Source organism: Arthrobacter agilis (assembly GCF_030816075.1).
Lineage (GTDB): Bacteria > Actinomycetota > Actinomycetes > Actinomycetales > Micrococcaceae > Arthrobacter_D > Arthrobacter_D agilis_E.
In genome coordinates this window covers 2,990,186-3,004,796 of sequence record NZ_JAUSXO010000001.1, presented here as the reverse complement: position 1 = coordinate 3,004,796, position 14,611 = coordinate 2,990,186, and the positions used below count along the sequence as shown (strand labels likewise).

Below are 14,611 nucleotides of genomic sequence, written 5' to 3'. Positions count from 1 at the left end.
GCGCCGTCGTCCTGCCCGGCAGGAATCGGTGGTCTGGTGGACGAAGTGATGGGGTTCCCCGTCGTCGGAGGGTGGGACCCCTCCAGCCTGCCAGCGGCGCGCCCGGACCGTCCACCCCTTTCGGGGGTGGGGATGCCTGCCGCAGGACGCGTCCCGTGGCGGTATGACGAGCATCACGGAAGCGGCAGAACCGGGATCCGGGGCGGATCCGACCACTAGACTCGAATGCTGCACGAGCCCCCACGGGCACGAGGATCCCCCACGAAGAACGGCAGCAGCATGGCAACGGACTACGACGCACCGCGCAACAACGACGAGGAGAAGGAAGCGGAGTCCCTCGAGGAGCTCCAGGCGAACCGCGGCAGCAATGCCCAGTCGGCGTCGGTCGACATCGAGGACGGCGATACGGCCGAGGGCATCGACCTTCCCGGCGCCGACCTGTCCGGCGAGGAACTCCTCATCCAGGTGATCCCGCCGCAGGAGGACGAATTCACCTGCGCCTCCTGCTTCCTGGTCCGGCACCGCAGCCAGATCGCGCTCGAGAAGGACGGCCGGCAGTACTGCACCGACTGCGAGGGCTAGACGCCCGGTCCCGGACCCGCGGACGGCGCGCTCCGGACGGAGGGCGCCGTCGGTGTCCGTCCGGAAGGGTCAGGAGGCTTTCTCGCCGTACCACCAGTGGGCCGGCTCGCCCGGCTGGTGCGGTTTCAGGGGCACGACGTCGGCGTGACGGCGCGGGTGGGTGAGGATCATCCGGATCACCGCGAGCACGGCCGCGGGGATCGACACGAGGACGACGACGGCGAGCGCGTACGTCGCGAGGACGGCATGCACCGGAGAGTGGTGGAGGCCGGCGATCAGCGCGGCGCTCCCGAGCCACAGCCACAGCCAGAACAGCCCGATCACGTACAGCAGTGATCGCGCGCGCCGATAACGCAACGGATAATGCATCCGCCTACGCTCCATATTCGTCTCCCCAGACTCTTTCGGGCCCGCCCCCAGGCAGTACCACTGGATGAATGATAACGCCCTGACAAGGCATTTCCCGTGTCCGGGACAGGGATGGAGACGGAACGCTTCCCGGCCCGCGGACTCAGGGGGTCATCGCTGCCTCGGGCCGGCCGGTGCCGGTGCTCGCGCTGCCGAGCAGCCGTACGTGGTCCGGGGTGAGGTCGCCGATCCGGTTCACGCCGAGGAGCTGCAGGGTGCGGGCGGTCTGCGTGCCGAGGATCTCGATGGTGCGGTCCACGCCCTGGCGGCCGCCGGCCATGAGCCCGTACAGGTAGGCGCGTCCGATCAGGGTGAAGTCCGCGCCGAGCGCCAGGGCGGCGACGATGTCGCCGCCGCTCATGATGCCCGTGTCGAGGATGATGTCCGTCTTGCCCTTGAGCTCGGCGGCCACCCGGGGCAGGAGGTGCAGCGGGACGGGCGCCCGGTCGAGTTGCCGCCCGCCGTGGTTGGACAGCACGATGCCGTCGGCGCCGTGATCCACCGCCTTCTTCGCGTCGTCGAGCGTCTGGATGCCCTTGACCACGAGGTTTCCCTTCCAGGCGCTCCGCAGCCAGTCCAGGTCGTCGAAGGTGAGGGTCGGGTCGAACATCGAGTTGATGAGGTCCGCGACCGTACCCGAGTAGCGCGAGAGCGAGGCGAAGGCGAGCGGCTCGCGCGTGAGGAAGTTGAACCACCAGGCGGGCCGGTAGGAGGCGTCGACCACGGTCCTGAGGGTCAGGGCGGGCGGGATGGTCATGCCGTTGCGGACATCGCGGAGGCGGGCGCCGGCGACGGCGGTGTCCACGGTGACCATGAGGGTGTCGTTCCCGGCGGCCGCGGCGCGGCCGATGAGTTCCAGGGAACGGTCCCGGTCCGTCCAGAGGTACAGCTGGAACCAGTTGCGCCCGCCGGGGGCGGCCTGTGCCACGTCCTCGATGGATGCCGTGCCCATGGTGGACAGGGTGTAGGGGATGCCTGCCGCCGCGGCCGCCTGCGATCCGGCGTACTCGCCCTCCGACTGCATCATGCGCGTGAAGCCGGTCGGCGCGATCCCGAACGGCAGGGCGGACTCCTTCCCGAGGACCGGCGTCGCTGTGCTGACGGTCCGGACGTCCCGGAGGATCCCCGGCCGGAACTCGAGGTCGAGGAAGGCATCGCGGGCGCGGCCGAGGGAGATCTCCGCCTCGGCCGCCCCGTCGGTGTAGTCGAAGGGCGCCGTGGGTGTGCGCCGCTTCGCCAGGTCGCGGAGATCCCAGATGGTGTTGGCGCGGCGGAGCCGTGCGGCGGTGCCGAACTGCGGCTTCTTGAACTGCATCAGCGGGGCGAGGTCCGCGACCTTGGGGACCCGCCGCCGCAGGGCCGGAGGGATCGGTGGAGTGGAGGGGTGCTGCATGGTGTGCCTTTGCTCGTCGTCGGGCCGTCAGACCTCAGATCCTAGACCCGCGGCACCGGCCCTACCGCGGGTGCGGGTCGGGATCAACGGGTTCCGCCCGTCGGACGCCGTCCTGACGGGCGACGTCCGGGCCCCCTAGACTGCAGGGACTGGTCGAGAAGGAGGCCATGCACCCGCCCTATGTGGAGCACGCCATGAACACCTTTCCGCCGATATTCGATGACCCCGGCCGCCGGCGGGAGGCGCCCGCCTCCCGGGTGGCACGGCCTGCGCGGCCCGACGCCGGGGCACCCGGCGCGGAGGCCACGATCCCCGCCGACCTGGGGGCGCTCCCCACCCGGCAGCTGCGCCGGCTCTGCGACCGCACGTACCAGCTGCTGGACACGACCGGATCGTCGCTCGAGACCCGGGAGCAGTACGACGCCCTCGTGGAGGAGCTCGAACGGCGTGAGCGCCGGGCCGCGGCCCTCCCGGCCGCGGAGGACGCCGCCGGGACGTTCCGCGACAACGCCCTGTTCTCCCGCTTCGAGCTCTACCGTGACGGGGTCATGGCCGGGTACCTGCAGTACGAGATGCGGGGCGGGCAGATCCGGCTGCTCCATGTCGTCGTCGATCCGCGGTTCCGGCGGCTGGGCCTCGAGACGGTCCTGCTGCGGTCCGTGCTCCTCGAGGCGCACCGCCGGCGGCTCGCCGTGATCCCCTGCTGCCCCGAGGCCCGGGAGTTCCTGGCCGACCACCCTCGGTTCCTCCCGCTCATCCCCGCGGGCCGGCGACGCCGGTTCAGGCTGCTCATGGGCTCCCGGGCCGGGGCGACCGGGCAGGACCCGCGATGACGTCGGTCGAGGTGCTCTCCGAGGCGTTCGGCCGCCTGCCCGATCTGGTGCGCGGCGCCGTCGACGGTCTCGACGCGGATCAGCTGGCCCTCCGCCCGGGCGGATCCGCGAATTCGATCGCCTGGCTCGTCTGGCACCTCACGCGCGTGGAGGACAGTCACTTCGCCGAGGCGTTCGGCCACGACCAGTTGTGGCTCGCGAGGGGCTATGCCGAGCGCTGGGAGCTCCCGCTCGACCGCGACGACACCGGATACGGCCACTCGTCCGACCAGGTGGACGCCGTCAGGGTCGGCTCGGCACAGCAGCTGCTCGACTATTTCGACGCCGTCCATGCGCTTTCCGAGGACCTGGTGGCGGGGCTCGACGACGAGGAGCTCGCCCGCGTGGTCGACGAACGCTGGGACCCGCCGGTGACACTGCTCGTCCGGCTCGTGAGCGTGATCGACGACGCCGTCCAGCACGCGGGGCAGGCCGCGTACGCGCGGGGCATCATCCTCGCCTGACCCCCGGGGCACCGCGTGCGGTGCCCCGCCCTAGGCCAGGCCGGTCTGCCGCAGCGTGATGTTGAGCCGGCCGTCGAAGCCGATCCCGGAGGGCGCCGTGTCCGGGAGGATCTTCTGCACGCCGTGGTAGGCGAAGCGTGACGGGCCGCTGAACACGAAGAGATCGCCCGAGACGAGCTCCACGTCCTGCCAGGGGCGGTTCCGGTTCTCCGTGTTGCCGAACCGGAACACGCACGACGAGCCGAGGCTGAGCGACACCACGGGCGCGTTCAGGCGCTCCTCCCGGTCCTGGTGCATGCCCATCTTCGCGGCGTCGTCGTAGTAGTTGACCAGCGCGGCGTCGGGCTCGTAGGCGGCGCCCTCCTCCGGCCCGCAGGCGGCGGTGACGGCGTCCCGTCCCAGGGTGCGGAGTACGTCGGGGAACGGTGCGACGGCGCCGCCTCCGACGTCGTCGGCCGTACGGCTGTACCGGTAGGGGAGCCAGTGCCAGCCGAGGCTCACGCTCTTCACGGACATCACGCCGCCGTTCGGCATCGTCACGGCGCGCATGGGGACCGGCCCGCTCGCCCAGGCACGGCAGAGGGTCACGAGTTCACGCTGGCGGTCGGGGGTGAGCCAGCCGGGGAGGTGGACGGCGCCGGGCGCCAGCACCCGGCGCGGGCGGGGGATCAGGGCGTCGGTCGATTCGCTCACCTCCCCATTGTGCGCCGCGGCAGCACCGGGTCGCAGGCGGTGCTGTGGCCCGCCTTCGGGAGAAGCGACGGGGCTCTTGCCCGTTTCTTCGGTCTTCCTGCGGGACTGGCTCAAGATTGCACCGGCAGAGTCGTTCCAGAAGCGCGCGGGCCTGGCCGGCAGGACCCGCGCCCCATCCAGTGAAGGCCCTGCTCCACCTCGGTGGCCCAGGGCGCCAGGTCTCAGGAGATGAAGCAGCGATGACCATGACACAAGAAGCGCCCCACCGGCCGACGCCCGCGGCGGCCGAACGGGAGGTGCCCGCGCGCCGCGCGATCGGGCTCGACCGGATCGTCGGCCTCGTGATCGCCGGCATCGTCATCAGCGCGGCGGTCCTGCTGTGGCTCGCCCTCGCGGCGAAGGGGCCCGACGTGACGGTCGCGGAGTCGAACGACGCCGTCATCGGTGTCTGGCACGTCCTCTACAACTCGGATGCTCCCGAGGTGAGCACCATCCTGACGGCCATCGCGCTCGCCCTGCTCGCCGCCGCCGGGCTCGCCATCATCGAGCGGCGCATCGCGACGAAGGCACGCCGATCCATGAACCCCGGTCATCAGCCCCTGGCGCCGAAGGTGATCATGGCCGCTACCCGCGGTGGATTCGCGGGCGAGGTCACGGTGACGGTGCTCATCCCCGCCCACAACGAGGAAGCCTCCCTCCCGCAGACCATCGCGTCCCTCCAGAGCCAGTCGCACCGACCCGAGCGCATCATCGTGGTCGCCGACAACTGCACGGACGCCACGGTGCAGCTGGCCCGCGCGGCCGGCGTCGAGGTGATCGAGTCGGTGGGCAACACCAAGAAGAAGGCAGGGGCGCTCAACCAGGCGCTCAGGACGGTGCTGCCCCAGCAGGGTGACAACGACGTCGTGATGGTGATGGACGCCGATACCCAGCTCGACGACGGCTTCCTCGCCCACGCGGTGGTGCGCTTCGTGAACGACCGCGCGCTCATGGCGGTCGGCGGGCTGTTCTACGGCGAGGACGGCCACGGGCTGATCGGCCAGTTCCAGCGCAACGAGTACATCCGCTATTCCCGGCAGATGCGCCGCCGCCGCGGACGGGTGTTCGTCCTCACCGGGACGGCGTCGCTCTTCCGGCCCGTGGCACTGCGCACCATCGCGGACAGTCGCGGCCGCACCCTCCCCGGGAGGCCCGGGGACGTGTACGACACGGCGGCGCTGACCGAGGACAACGAGCTGACGATCGCCCTCAAGTCACTGGGGGGTCTCATGATCTCGCCCCAGGACTGCACCGTGGTGACGGAACTGATGCCCTCCTGGGGAACACTGTGGAACCAGCGCCTGCGCTGGCAGCGCGGCGCACTCGAGAACATCGGTGCCTACGGCGTCACCGCCCCCACCATGCGGTACTGGGCCCAGCAGCTGGGCATCGGCTACGGCGTCATCGCCCTCAGCGCCTACCTGGCGCTGATCGCCCTCACGATCGTCTCCCTCGAGACGTGGATCTGGTTCCCGTTCTGGCTAGGACTGGGCTTCCTCTTCACGCTCGAGCGGCTGGTCACGGTCTGGAAGGGTGGCTGGAAGGCCCGCCTGCTCGCCGTCACGCTGTTCCCCGAACTGTTCTTCGACATGTTCCTGAACCTGGTCTACGTCAAGGGCGTCATCGATCTGTCCTCCGGACGCCAGGCCAGCTGGAAGCACCTCACGCACGACACCCCGGCACGCACACTCGAAACCCAGGAGGCCTAGGCCATGTTCGGTACCGCAGCAGGCCCCATCGTCCGCACCGGTCTCCTCCTCCCGGAGTCGGTGCTCCACACCGGCGTGTTCGGCATCCTCGCCGCCTTCGTGGCCATCAACACGGTCATCTACGCCTCCCTGGCGCTGGCCAATGTGCTGCCCAAGATCCATCCCACCGACTGGGTGACCGACCGCAGCCGGCGGGCCGAGACGATGAGCATCTACCCCGACTCCGAGCGGTGAACGCCGAAGCGGAGGGGGCCGGGGTCAGGGCTGCTTCTCTCCGGCCTCGACGGGGGCGTCGACGACGTTCGCGTCCACCGGCCGCGGGCACGTGCCGTAGGGCGTGAAGGCGCTCGGGTAGTTGACGGTCCTGTTGAAGTCGAGGATCACGGAGCCGTCGGGGCGTGGACGGCGCAGGGACACCTTGCGCCAGTGCGCCGTGGTCACGCCGTTGGTGGTGTCGTGGAAGGTGACCGTGAGTGCCCCCGCCTCGTCCTGCGACGCCCGGAGCCGGTGCTCCCGGGTGTCACCGGGAAGCGTGAACACCACATCACCCACCGCGGTGTGCGTCCCCGGGACATCGGGGTGCGAGGTGAGGATCTGCTCGTGCAGCGGCTCCGCATACGGTTCGAACCGGCCCTCGACCACGAGGTCGGGCCGGTAGTCGAAGACGGGGTTCCCGGTGAAGCGCGCCAGGGTCGACGCTTCGGCGTCCCGGGTCCGGATGGCGTACCGGCCGGCACGGCGTGCGAGCTCCACCACCACGCGGTGCCCGTCCCCGCCGCCGTACGCCATCCACATCAGCGAGTCCTCGTCCTCGAGCGACGCGGTGAGCGTGCCGTCCACGGGGCGGCCGGTCGCCAGGTCGGTCAGCCCGTCGGACGGCTGCGCCGTCACGCTCGCGGTGCCGCCGTCCGCGGACCAGAGGCCGGGCATGCTCCCGACGCGGGCCGGCCGGTCCGCCAGCCAGTGGAAGGACGTCAGGGACAGCCAGCCGTGCGTCTCCGCGAGCGCCGCGTTCCGTGCTGCACGGAAGCGGGCCCAGCGGTCCTCGGCGGTCTGCGTGGTGGGACTCATGCGCTTTCTCCTGGTTCGTCGGGTCCTGCATGGGCTGGAACCCCGAGCGCGTGCGCAGCATTCCCGGTGGGCCGTCCCGCCGTCTCCGCCGGCTACCAAGCCTCCGGAGCTCCGTCCACCACGACGGGGAACACCGGAGGCTATGTCCCCGTGCGCATCCTCTGGAACGATGAAGGACCGGCGGACGCCGGACGACAGGTCGGCGTGCCCTCCCCACCCGGGCCGTTCCGGCCTCCGCGGTCCCGCCGTCCGCGGCGCCCGTCGAGGACGCGGGACGTATCCGGCTGCACGAGGAGGAGACCGAGATGACCGACACGGCCGACACGACCGACACGACCGACGCGACCGGCACGCCCGACGAGCCGACGGACGCGCTGACCGACGAACCGACGGACTCGCCCGCCGACCACCCGGACGCGGCCGGGGCCGACGGCGCCGACGCCCTGGCGCCCTCGTCCATCCCGGTGCCGACGCCCCACGTGGACGGCGAGGACCACGTGCTGCTGCCGCACCCGGACCAGCAGACCTGGCGGGAGGGATACCCGTACGACCAGCGGATGACGGAGCGCGAGTACCAGCGGACGAAGCGGGCCCTGCAGATCGAACTGCTCAAGATGCAGGGGTGGGTCAAGGCGAACCGCGCCAAGGTGGCGGTGCTGTTCGAGGGGCGTGACGCCGCCGGCAAGGGCGGGACCATCAAGCGGTTCACGGAGAACCTGAATCCCCGCGGGGCGAGGATCATCGCGCTCGACAAGCCGAGCGACAAGGAGCAGACGCAGTGGTATTTCCAGCGCTACGTCTCCGCACTCCCCTCGGGCGGGGAGATCGTGCTGTTCGACAGGTCCTGGTACAACCGGGCGGGTGTGGAGCGGGTGATGGGGTTCTGCACGCCCACCGAGTACCTCGAGTTCATGCGGCAGGCCCCGGAACTCGAGCGCATGCTCGTCCGCAGCGACACGCATCTCGTCAAGTTCTGGTTCTCGGTGTCGCGGGAGGAGCAGCGCCGCAGGTTCGCCCAGCGCCACACGGACCCGGTGCGCCGCTGGAAACTCAGCCCCATGGACCTGCAGTCCCTCGACAAGTGGGACGACTACACCGAGGCCAAGGAGGCGATGTTCTTCTACACGAACACGGCGGACGCCCCATGGACGGTCATCAAGAGCAACGACAAGAAGCGGGCGAGGATCGAGGCGCTGCGCTACGTCCTGTCCATCCTCGACTACGACGAGAAGGACCACGACGTCGTCGGCACGCCGGATCCGCTGATCGTCGGGACGGGACCGCACTCCCGCGTGTTCGAGGCGGGCGAGCAGTCCGCCCGCCTGTTCCCCACGCTCTGACGCGCCGGCCGGGAGAGGTGGCGGCGCGCCAGGCTAGCTGCTGTAGGTGGACGATGCTCCCAGCCCGATGAGGAGGATCACGAAGAACAGGATGCCGGCAAGGATGGCCAGCGCGTAGAGGATGGTCGTGATCCAGCCGAGGACCTTCCCCGCCGTCGCGGGCACACCGAGGCGTTCGGCCTTCCGGGCCTGCCAGATGGCGAGCGGCCCGAGGACGAAGCCCGCCACGAACAGCCCCACGAGCCCGAGGATCAGGGAGAGCTGCGCCGCCTTCTCGCCCTCCATAGCCTCGTAGGAGGGCTGGTAGGACTGGTACGGCCCCGTCTGGTAGCCGCCGGCCGGGTAGCCCGGCTGGTAACCGCCCAACGGGTAGGCGCCCTGCTGGTACGGCTGCTGGTAGGGCTGCTGGTACGCCTGGGAGGGATCGTAGGGACGGTCGCCGTGGGCGCCGCCCTCGGCCGTGCTGTCGGACGGGTCGGCCGAGCCTCCGGTGGAGGGGCGCTCGCCGGGATACGGATCCTGGGACATGGTGGTTCTCCTGGTGGGGCTGGGCGGGTGCCCCGGAGCGGCCGCTCCGGGGCACCATCATCTCGCGTCCCGCACGCCGGCGCACGCCCGCGGCGCTGCGGTCCCTCCGTCCGGACGCAGGCGTCCGGTCGGAGGCCTCCTAGACGGAGGTGCGCTGCTCCGTGCGGAGGCGGGAGTGCCGGTTGCCGTACGCGAAGTAGACGACGAACCCGATGACGAGCCAGCCGGCGAAGAACAGCCAGGTGATGGTGGCCAGGTTGAACATGAGGTAGAGGCACAGTGCGGCCGAGGCGATCGGGATGACCTTGCCGAAGGGGACGCGGAACGCGGGCTTGAGGTCCGGGCGCTTCCTGCGCAGCACGATGATCCCGAGGCTCACCGTGATGAACGCGGTCAGGGTCCCGATGTTGATCATCTCGGCGAGCACCTCCACCTGGGTGAACCCGGCGAGGAGTGCGACGACGACACCGCACAGCACCTGCGTGCGCGCCGGCGTGGCGTGCTTGTCCGAGGTGCGGCTCAGCCCGCGGGGCAGAAGGCCGTCGCGGCTGAGGGCGAAGATCACGCGGGCCAGGCCCATGAGCAGGACCATGATCACGGTGGTCAGGCCGATCAGGCTGCCGAGCGAGATGATGCCGGCGGCCCAGTCGGCGCCGACGAGCTGGAAGGCGGTCGCGAGCGACGGCGCCCCGGACTCCCCGAGCTCGGTGTAGGGGACCATGCCGGTGACCACCAGGGTCACCAGGATGTAGAGGACGCTGACCACGGCGAGCCCGGCGAAGATGCCGCGCGGGAGGGTGCGGCTCGGGTTCTTGACCTCCTCGGCGGAGGTGGCGACGACATCGAACCCGATGAAGGCGAAGAAGACCAGCGCGGCTCCCGAGATGATGCCCGTGAAGCCGAAGGCGGCCGGGGAGGCCCCGCTCAGGAAGGAGAGGAAGGGCTGGTCGGCCCACCCGGCGCCACTCTCCGCAGCGGGCTGCGAGGCCGGGACGAACGGGGTGTAGTTCTCCGGGTTGACGTAGAAGAAGCCGACCACGATGACGAACAGCACGATCCCGATCTTGATCACGGTGAAGACGCTGTTGACCCGGGCCGAGAGCTTGGTGCCGTAGATGAGCACGGCGGTGAACACGGCGACGATCAGCAACGGCCCCCAGGTCAGGTCGACCCCGAGGAGGCTGATCTCCGCGGGGATGTCGAGGTCCAGGGCGCTGAAGAGGTCGCTGAGGTAGACGCCCCAGAACTTCGCGATGACAGCGGCGGCCATCAGCAGTTCGAGGATCAGGTTCCAGCCGATGATCCAGGCCAGCAGCTCGCCCATGGTCGCGTAGGTGAACACGTAGGCGCTGCCGGCCACCGGGATGGCCGTGGCGAACTCGGCGTAGCACATGATGGCGAGGGCGCACGTGATGGCCGCCAGCACGAAGGAGATGGTCACGGCCGGACCGGCGTTGAAAGCCGCAGCCTGCGCGCCCACCGAGAAGATCCCGGCCCCGACGGCGACGGCGACACCCATGATCATGAGGTCCCAGGTGGTGAGCGAGCGCTTGAGACCGTGCCCCTTCTCGTCGGAGTCCTTGATCGACTGTTCGACGGACTTGGTCCGGAAGAGGTCCATGGGGTGCTGGTCCTTCACTGCGTAGGCATCGGTGGGCGACCGGCGATACGCCACCGGCCCCTGTCGAGGATAGGGACCGGCGGCGCCCGCCGCACAATCGTTACAGTCCGGTGGGAGCATTCCCTCCAGCGCCCGGACAGGCTATGCGTCGCGCTTGAGAAGGGCGTGGCGCGGGCTGTCCGGGTTCATGAGCGAGTGTTTCCGGCCGTAGAAGAAGTACACGAACAGGCCGATCACGAGCCAGATGAAGAAGCGCAGCCAGGTCTCCCAGTGGAGCTGCAGGATCAGGAACAGCGAGGAGAGGACACCGAAGGCGGGCACGATTGGCATCAGCGGCAACCGGAAGGTGCGGGGTACCTCGGGCCGCGTGCGGCGCAGCACGATCACGGCGATGCAGACCACGATGAACGCGGCGAGGATGCCGATGTTGGTGAGGTCGGCGACGGCACGGATGGGGAAGACCCCGGCGAGCAGCGCCGCCGCGATCCCGGCGATCCAGGTGACGCGCTGCGGCGTGCCGTGGCGGTCCGTCGTCGAGAACCAGGCGGGCAGGAGGCCGTCGCGGCTCATCGAGAACCACACGCGGGTGACGCCCAGCAGGAACGTGAGCATGACGGTGAGGATGGAGACCACCGCGAAGGCCGAGATGATGGTCGCGACGACCGGCAGGCCGACGGACTGGAAGGCCGAGGCGAAGCCCGCCGTCGGGCTGATGTCCTCGTAGTTCTGCATGCCCGTGAGCACGAGGGTCGCCAGGACGTACAGCACCATGGCGATCAGCAGCGACAGCAGGATGGCCTTCGGCATGTGCTTCTTGCCGTCCGTCGCCTCCTCCGCGGCCGTGCTCATCGCGTCGTAGCCGAAGACCGCGAAGAAGACGGTGGCCGCGCCCGTGAAGACGGCGCCGAAGCCCGAGGGCAGGAACGGCGAGTAGTTCTCCGGGTTGACGTAGAAGAAGCCCAGTCCCACGATGCCGAGGATGAGCAGGATCTTGAGCCCCACCGCGATCAGCTCGAACCGGCCGAACGTCTTGGTGCCGCGGCTGAGGATGAACGTGATGATCAGGCACACCAAGATCGCCGGGAGATTGACCACGCCGCCCTCGATGGTGTCCGGCGTCCCCTGCATCCAGGTGGGCACCGTGACGCCGATCCCCGACATGAACTCGGTGAAGTAGCCGGAGATGCCGATGGCGACGACCGCCACGATGGCGATGTATTCGAGGAGGAGGTCCCACCCGATGAACCAGCCGATGATCTCACCCAGGGCGACGTAGCCGTAGGTGTACGCGGATCCCGCCCGCGGGATCATCCCCGCGAACTCCGCGTAGGAGAGGGCGGCGGCGGCGCTCGCGAGGCCGGCGATGAGGAAGGAGATCAGGACGGCCGGGCCCACCGGGTCGCCGTCCGGCCCGCCGTTCGCCACGAGGCCCGCGAGCGTGAAGATACCCACGCCGATGATGCCGCCGACGCCGATGGCGGTCAGCTGCCAGAGGCCGAGACTCTTGAACAGGCCGGTGCGGCCCGTCTCGTCCTCGACGTTGTCGATCGGCTTGCGCCGCAGAATCGATTGGGAGGCCTGTACGCCTGAGGTCTTCGACATCATCGTCCGTTCCTAGGAGGGGAGTGCACTGTCCATCCAGCAAGTATGAAGGCGGCTTCCGATCTTCGGTAGGCACCTTTCCGTCAGGGTCGGCTCGACGGTGCGCGGCGCAGCGCGTCCAGCACGAGGCCCAGGTAGCGCTCGAACCCGGACCCGACGGACCCGGAGCCCCCGGCGGTCTCGGGCACCGGGTCCGGGGGCAGGGAACCGAGCATACGGATGAGGACCATGAGATCCTGCGCCGTGAGGTCCGGCCGGGCGCCGTCGTCCTTCAGGCGGCGCGCCAGCTCGTCGGCTGCGGGCGTGAGGCGCTCGCGGAGCAGGGCGAGCCCCGCCGAGACGAACCGGGTGTCGTGCAGCAGTTCGCGCAGGCCCCGGTCCTCGAGCTGCATGCGTGCCACGGCCCCGACGAAGTGCCGCGCCGCGGCCCACGGGTCCTCGAGCCGGAGCGCGGTCGTGGCTGTGGCATCGACGTCCGCGATGCGCTGCTCGAGGATCGCCTCGATCAGCGTGCGGCGGTCCGGGAACCTGCGGTAGACCGTACCGACCCCCACGCCGGCCTCCCGGGCGATGTCCTCGAAACCGCAGTCCGCCCCGTGGACGGCGAACATCCGCCGCGCCGCGGCAAGGACCACCTCCCGGTTGCGGAGGGCGTCCCGACGCAGGGGCCGTTCGACGGCGCCGGGCCCGGCGGCGTCCTCAGGAGGGCGTGGCATGCAGGGCGGCCCGGTGCAGCCGGAACGTCAGGAAGAGCCGGTGGGCTGTGATGACGACGGCGAGCCAGGCGACCCCGAGGGTCCAGGCCATCAGGACGTCGGTGAGCCAGTGGTGGCCGAGGTAGACGCGGCTGAGACCCATGGTCACCGCGAACAGGACCGCGAGCGTGATCACGAGCGCACGGGTGCGCTTGCGGTGCTCCCGCACCACGAGCAGGTAGGCGACGATGCCGGCGATGACGAGGGCGTTGAGGGAGTGGCCGCTCGGGAAGGACGGCGACGTCTCGTAGGGCGGGACGGCGAGCTCCGTCGGAGGGCGCAGCCGACCGATGGCGTCCTTGCCCGCCACGGTCATCAGGAGGGACCCGAAGGCCGCCGCGGGCAGGAGGATCACGGGTGTCCACGACCTGCGCCGGACGGCGAGCAGCACCATGATGGACACGGCGAGGATCGGCATGCCGATCGGCCCGCCGATGTTCGTGTAGCCGGTGATGAACGCGTTGAGCCAGTCCTGGCGCAGCGAGACGGCGAGGTCCAGGGCCGGGTGGTCGAGCGCGGCGACGCCGTCGGACTCGACGACCGACTCGTACACCTCGGCCGAGGCGGCCGTCAGGGCGGCGGCGACGCCCCCGCCGATCCCGATGAGGAGCAGCAACGCCCAGTGCGGGCCGATCCAGCGGGCGAGCGGTCGGACGCACCGCACGAGGAGGCGGCCGATCGGCGACTTCCAGCGGGTGAGGTCCCGTGGTCCTACGTACTGGTCCTGATGGGAGGGCATCCACCGACTCTATGCCGCCGTGCGTGCGGCGGCACGCGGTCTCTCGGGGAGGGGGGCGGTTTGCGCGGACCGTGGGCGCGTGTCGTCCCGGCGCACTAGGCTGGCGGCATGAACGAGCCAGGCCTCCTCCGCGACCTCGTCCGCGGCGTCCCCGTGTTCCCCGAGGACATGCCGCCCTTCGATCCGGAGGCGGCACCCGGCTCGCCGATCGAGCTGTTCGTCGACTGGCTGACCCGCGCCGTGGCGGACAACGTGGCGGCACCGCACGCGGTCACGCTCGCCACGGTGGGCGACGACGGCCTGCCGGATGCACGCGTGGTGATCCTCAAGGACCTCACTGCGGCCGGATGGCAGGTGGCCTCCAGTGCGGACAGTCCCAAGGGCCGGCAGCTGGCGGCGAATCCCTCCGCCGCGCTCACCTTCTTCTGGCCCGCGGCGGGTCGGCAGGTGAGGATCCGGGGTTCCGTCTCGACCGGCACCACCGAGGAGAACGACGCCGACTTCCAGCGCCGGCACCCCGTGGCCCGGGCCCTCGTGCTCGCGGGGTCGCAGAGCTCCGTGCTGCGTACCCGGGACGAGCTCGACGCCGCCGTCGGGGAGCAGGTGGAACGAATCGAGGCCGCGGGCGGCCTCGCGTCGACCACGTGGACGGTCTTCACCGTGGCACCGGACGCCGTCGAGTTCTGGCAGGCGGACGAGGAGCGGCGCCACACGCGCCTGCTGTACACGCGGTTCGGTGAGGGCTGGCGCCGGGAGATGCTCTGGCCCTAGTCCCCGAGGCCCACCGGAATCACC

At 70.4% G+C, this 14,611-nt stretch carries 16 protein-coding genes; 7 read left to right on the top strand and 9 right to left on the bottom strand.

Annotation, left to right across the window (positions count from 1 at the left end):
- Window positions 1-279 precede the first annotated feature (279 nt).
- Complete coding sequence (locus tag QFZ50_RS14075) at window positions 280-582, top strand: DUF4193 domain-containing protein (protein ID WP_307085173.1); 303 nt, start codon at window positions 280-282, stop codon at window positions 580-582.
- 69 nt (window positions 583-651) lie between these two features.
- On the opposite strand, the gene QFZ50_RS14070 is transcribed toward QFZ50_RS14075, so the two are convergent.
- Entirely contained in the window at window positions 652-951 is a 300-nt protein-coding gene (locus tag QFZ50_RS14070) for a hypothetical protein (RefSeq protein ID WP_307085171.1), read from the bottom strand.
- A 142-nt stretch (window positions 952-1,093) separates the two neighbouring features.
- Complete coding sequence (locus QFZ50_RS14065) at window positions 1,094-2,383, bottom strand: alpha-hydroxy acid oxidase (protein ID WP_307085169.1); 1,290 nt, start codon at window positions 2,381-2,383, stop codon at window positions 1,094-1,096.
- Window positions 2,384-2,550: 167 nt separating this feature from the next.
- On the opposite strand from QFZ50_RS14065, the gene QFZ50_RS14060 reads away from it, so the two are divergent.
- Both QFZ50_RS14060 and QFZ50_RS14055 read left to right on the top strand, forming a co-directional pair.
- Window positions 2,551-3,216 (top strand): GNAT family N-acetyltransferase, encoded by a 666-nt coding sequence (locus tag QFZ50_RS14060; RefSeq protein ID WP_307085168.1) that lies wholly within the window; start codon window positions 2,551-2,553, stop codon window positions 3,214-3,216.
- On the top strand, window positions 3,213-3,719 hold the full coding sequence (locus QFZ50_RS14055) for a mycothiol transferase (RefSeq protein ID WP_307085166.1): 507 nt from the start codon (window positions 3,213-3,215) through the stop codon (window positions 3,717-3,719). The genes QFZ50_RS14060 and QFZ50_RS14055 overlap by 4 nt, the downstream gene beginning before the upstream one ends.
- A 30-nt stretch (window positions 3,720-3,749) precedes the next feature.
- Here QFZ50_RS14055 and QFZ50_RS14050 read toward each other — a convergent pair whose 3' ends face one another.
- Window positions 3,750-4,412: an alpha-ketoglutarate-dependent dioxygenase AlkB family protein gene (locus QFZ50_RS14050; protein ID WP_307085164.1), complete on the bottom strand. Its 663-nt coding sequence runs from the start codon at window positions 4,410-4,412 to the stop codon at window positions 3,750-3,752.
- A gap of 239 nt (window positions 4,413-4,651) precedes the next feature.
- On the opposite strand from QFZ50_RS14050, the gene QFZ50_RS14045 reads away from it, so the two are divergent.
- Both QFZ50_RS14045 and QFZ50_RS14040 read left to right on the top strand, forming a co-directional pair.
- Complete coding sequence (locus tag QFZ50_RS14045; protein ID WP_307085162.1) at window positions 4,652-6,160, top strand: glycosyltransferase family 2 protein; 1,509 nt, start codon at window positions 4,652-4,654, stop codon at window positions 6,158-6,160.
- Window positions 6,161-6,163: 3 nt separating this feature from the next.
- Window positions 6,164-6,394, top strand: a complete 231-nt coding sequence (locus QFZ50_RS14040) for a hypothetical protein (protein ID WP_307085160.1) — start codon at window positions 6,164-6,166, stop codon at window positions 6,392-6,394.
- 24 nt (window positions 6,395-6,418) lie between these two features.
- On the opposite strand, the gene QFZ50_RS14035 is transcribed toward QFZ50_RS14040, so the two are convergent.
- On the bottom strand, window positions 6,419-7,231 hold the full coding sequence (locus QFZ50_RS14035) for a DUF1684 domain-containing protein (RefSeq protein WP_307085158.1): 813 nt from the start codon (window positions 7,229-7,231) through the stop codon (window positions 6,419-6,421).
- A 305-nt stretch (window positions 7,232-7,536) separates the two neighbouring features.
- Between QFZ50_RS14035 and ppk2 the strand changes: the two genes are divergently transcribed.
- Complete coding sequence (gene ppk2 / locus QFZ50_RS14030; protein WP_307085156.1) at window positions 7,537-8,571, top strand: polyphosphate kinase 2; 1,035 nt, start codon at window positions 7,537-7,539, stop codon at window positions 8,569-8,571.
- A gap of 33 nt (window positions 8,572-8,604) precedes the next feature.
- Here ppk2 and QFZ50_RS14025 read toward each other — a convergent pair whose 3' ends face one another.
- From QFZ50_RS14025 to QFZ50_RS14005, 5 genes are all read right to left on the bottom strand, one after another.
- Window positions 8,605-9,099 carry a hypothetical protein gene (locus QFZ50_RS14025; RefSeq protein WP_307085154.1) on the bottom strand — a complete coding sequence of 165 codons (495 nt, stop codon included), beginning with the start codon at window positions 9,097-9,099 and terminating at the stop codon, window positions 8,605-8,607.
- A 139-nt stretch (window positions 9,100-9,238) separates the two neighbouring features.
- The gene (locus QFZ50_RS14020) at window positions 9,239-10,720 is read right to left on the bottom strand and encodes an APC family permease (protein WP_307085152.1); all 1,482 of its coding nucleotides are present in this window, start codon (window positions 10,718-10,720) and stop codon (window positions 9,239-9,241) included.
- Between the two features lie 141 nt (window positions 10,721-10,861).
- On the bottom strand, window positions 10,862-12,325 hold the full coding sequence (locus tag QFZ50_RS14015; protein ID WP_307085150.1) for an amino acid permease: 1,464 nt from the start codon (window positions 12,323-12,325) through the stop codon (window positions 10,862-10,864).
- Between the two features lie 80 nt (window positions 12,326-12,405).
- Window positions 12,406-13,038 carry a TetR/AcrR family transcriptional regulator gene (locus QFZ50_RS14010; protein ID WP_307085148.1) on the bottom strand — a complete coding sequence of 211 codons (633 nt, stop codon included), beginning with the start codon at window positions 13,036-13,038 and terminating at the stop codon, window positions 12,406-12,408.
- Window positions 13,022-13,816: a phosphatase PAP2 family protein gene (locus tag QFZ50_RS14005; protein ID WP_307085146.1), complete on the bottom strand. Its 795-nt coding sequence runs from the start codon at window positions 13,814-13,816 to the stop codon at window positions 13,022-13,024. The genes QFZ50_RS14010 and QFZ50_RS14005 overlap by 17 nt, the downstream gene beginning before the upstream one ends.
- Before the next feature lie 108 nt (window positions 13,817-13,924).
- Here QFZ50_RS14005 and QFZ50_RS14000 point away from each other — a divergent pair, with 108 nt between their 5' ends.
- A complete protein-coding gene (locus QFZ50_RS14000; RefSeq protein WP_307085144.1) occupies window positions 13,925-14,587 on the top strand; it encodes a pyridoxine/pyridoxamine 5'-phosphate oxidase in 663 nt (220 codons plus the stop codon).
- Window positions 14,588-14,611: the final 24 nt, after the last annotated feature.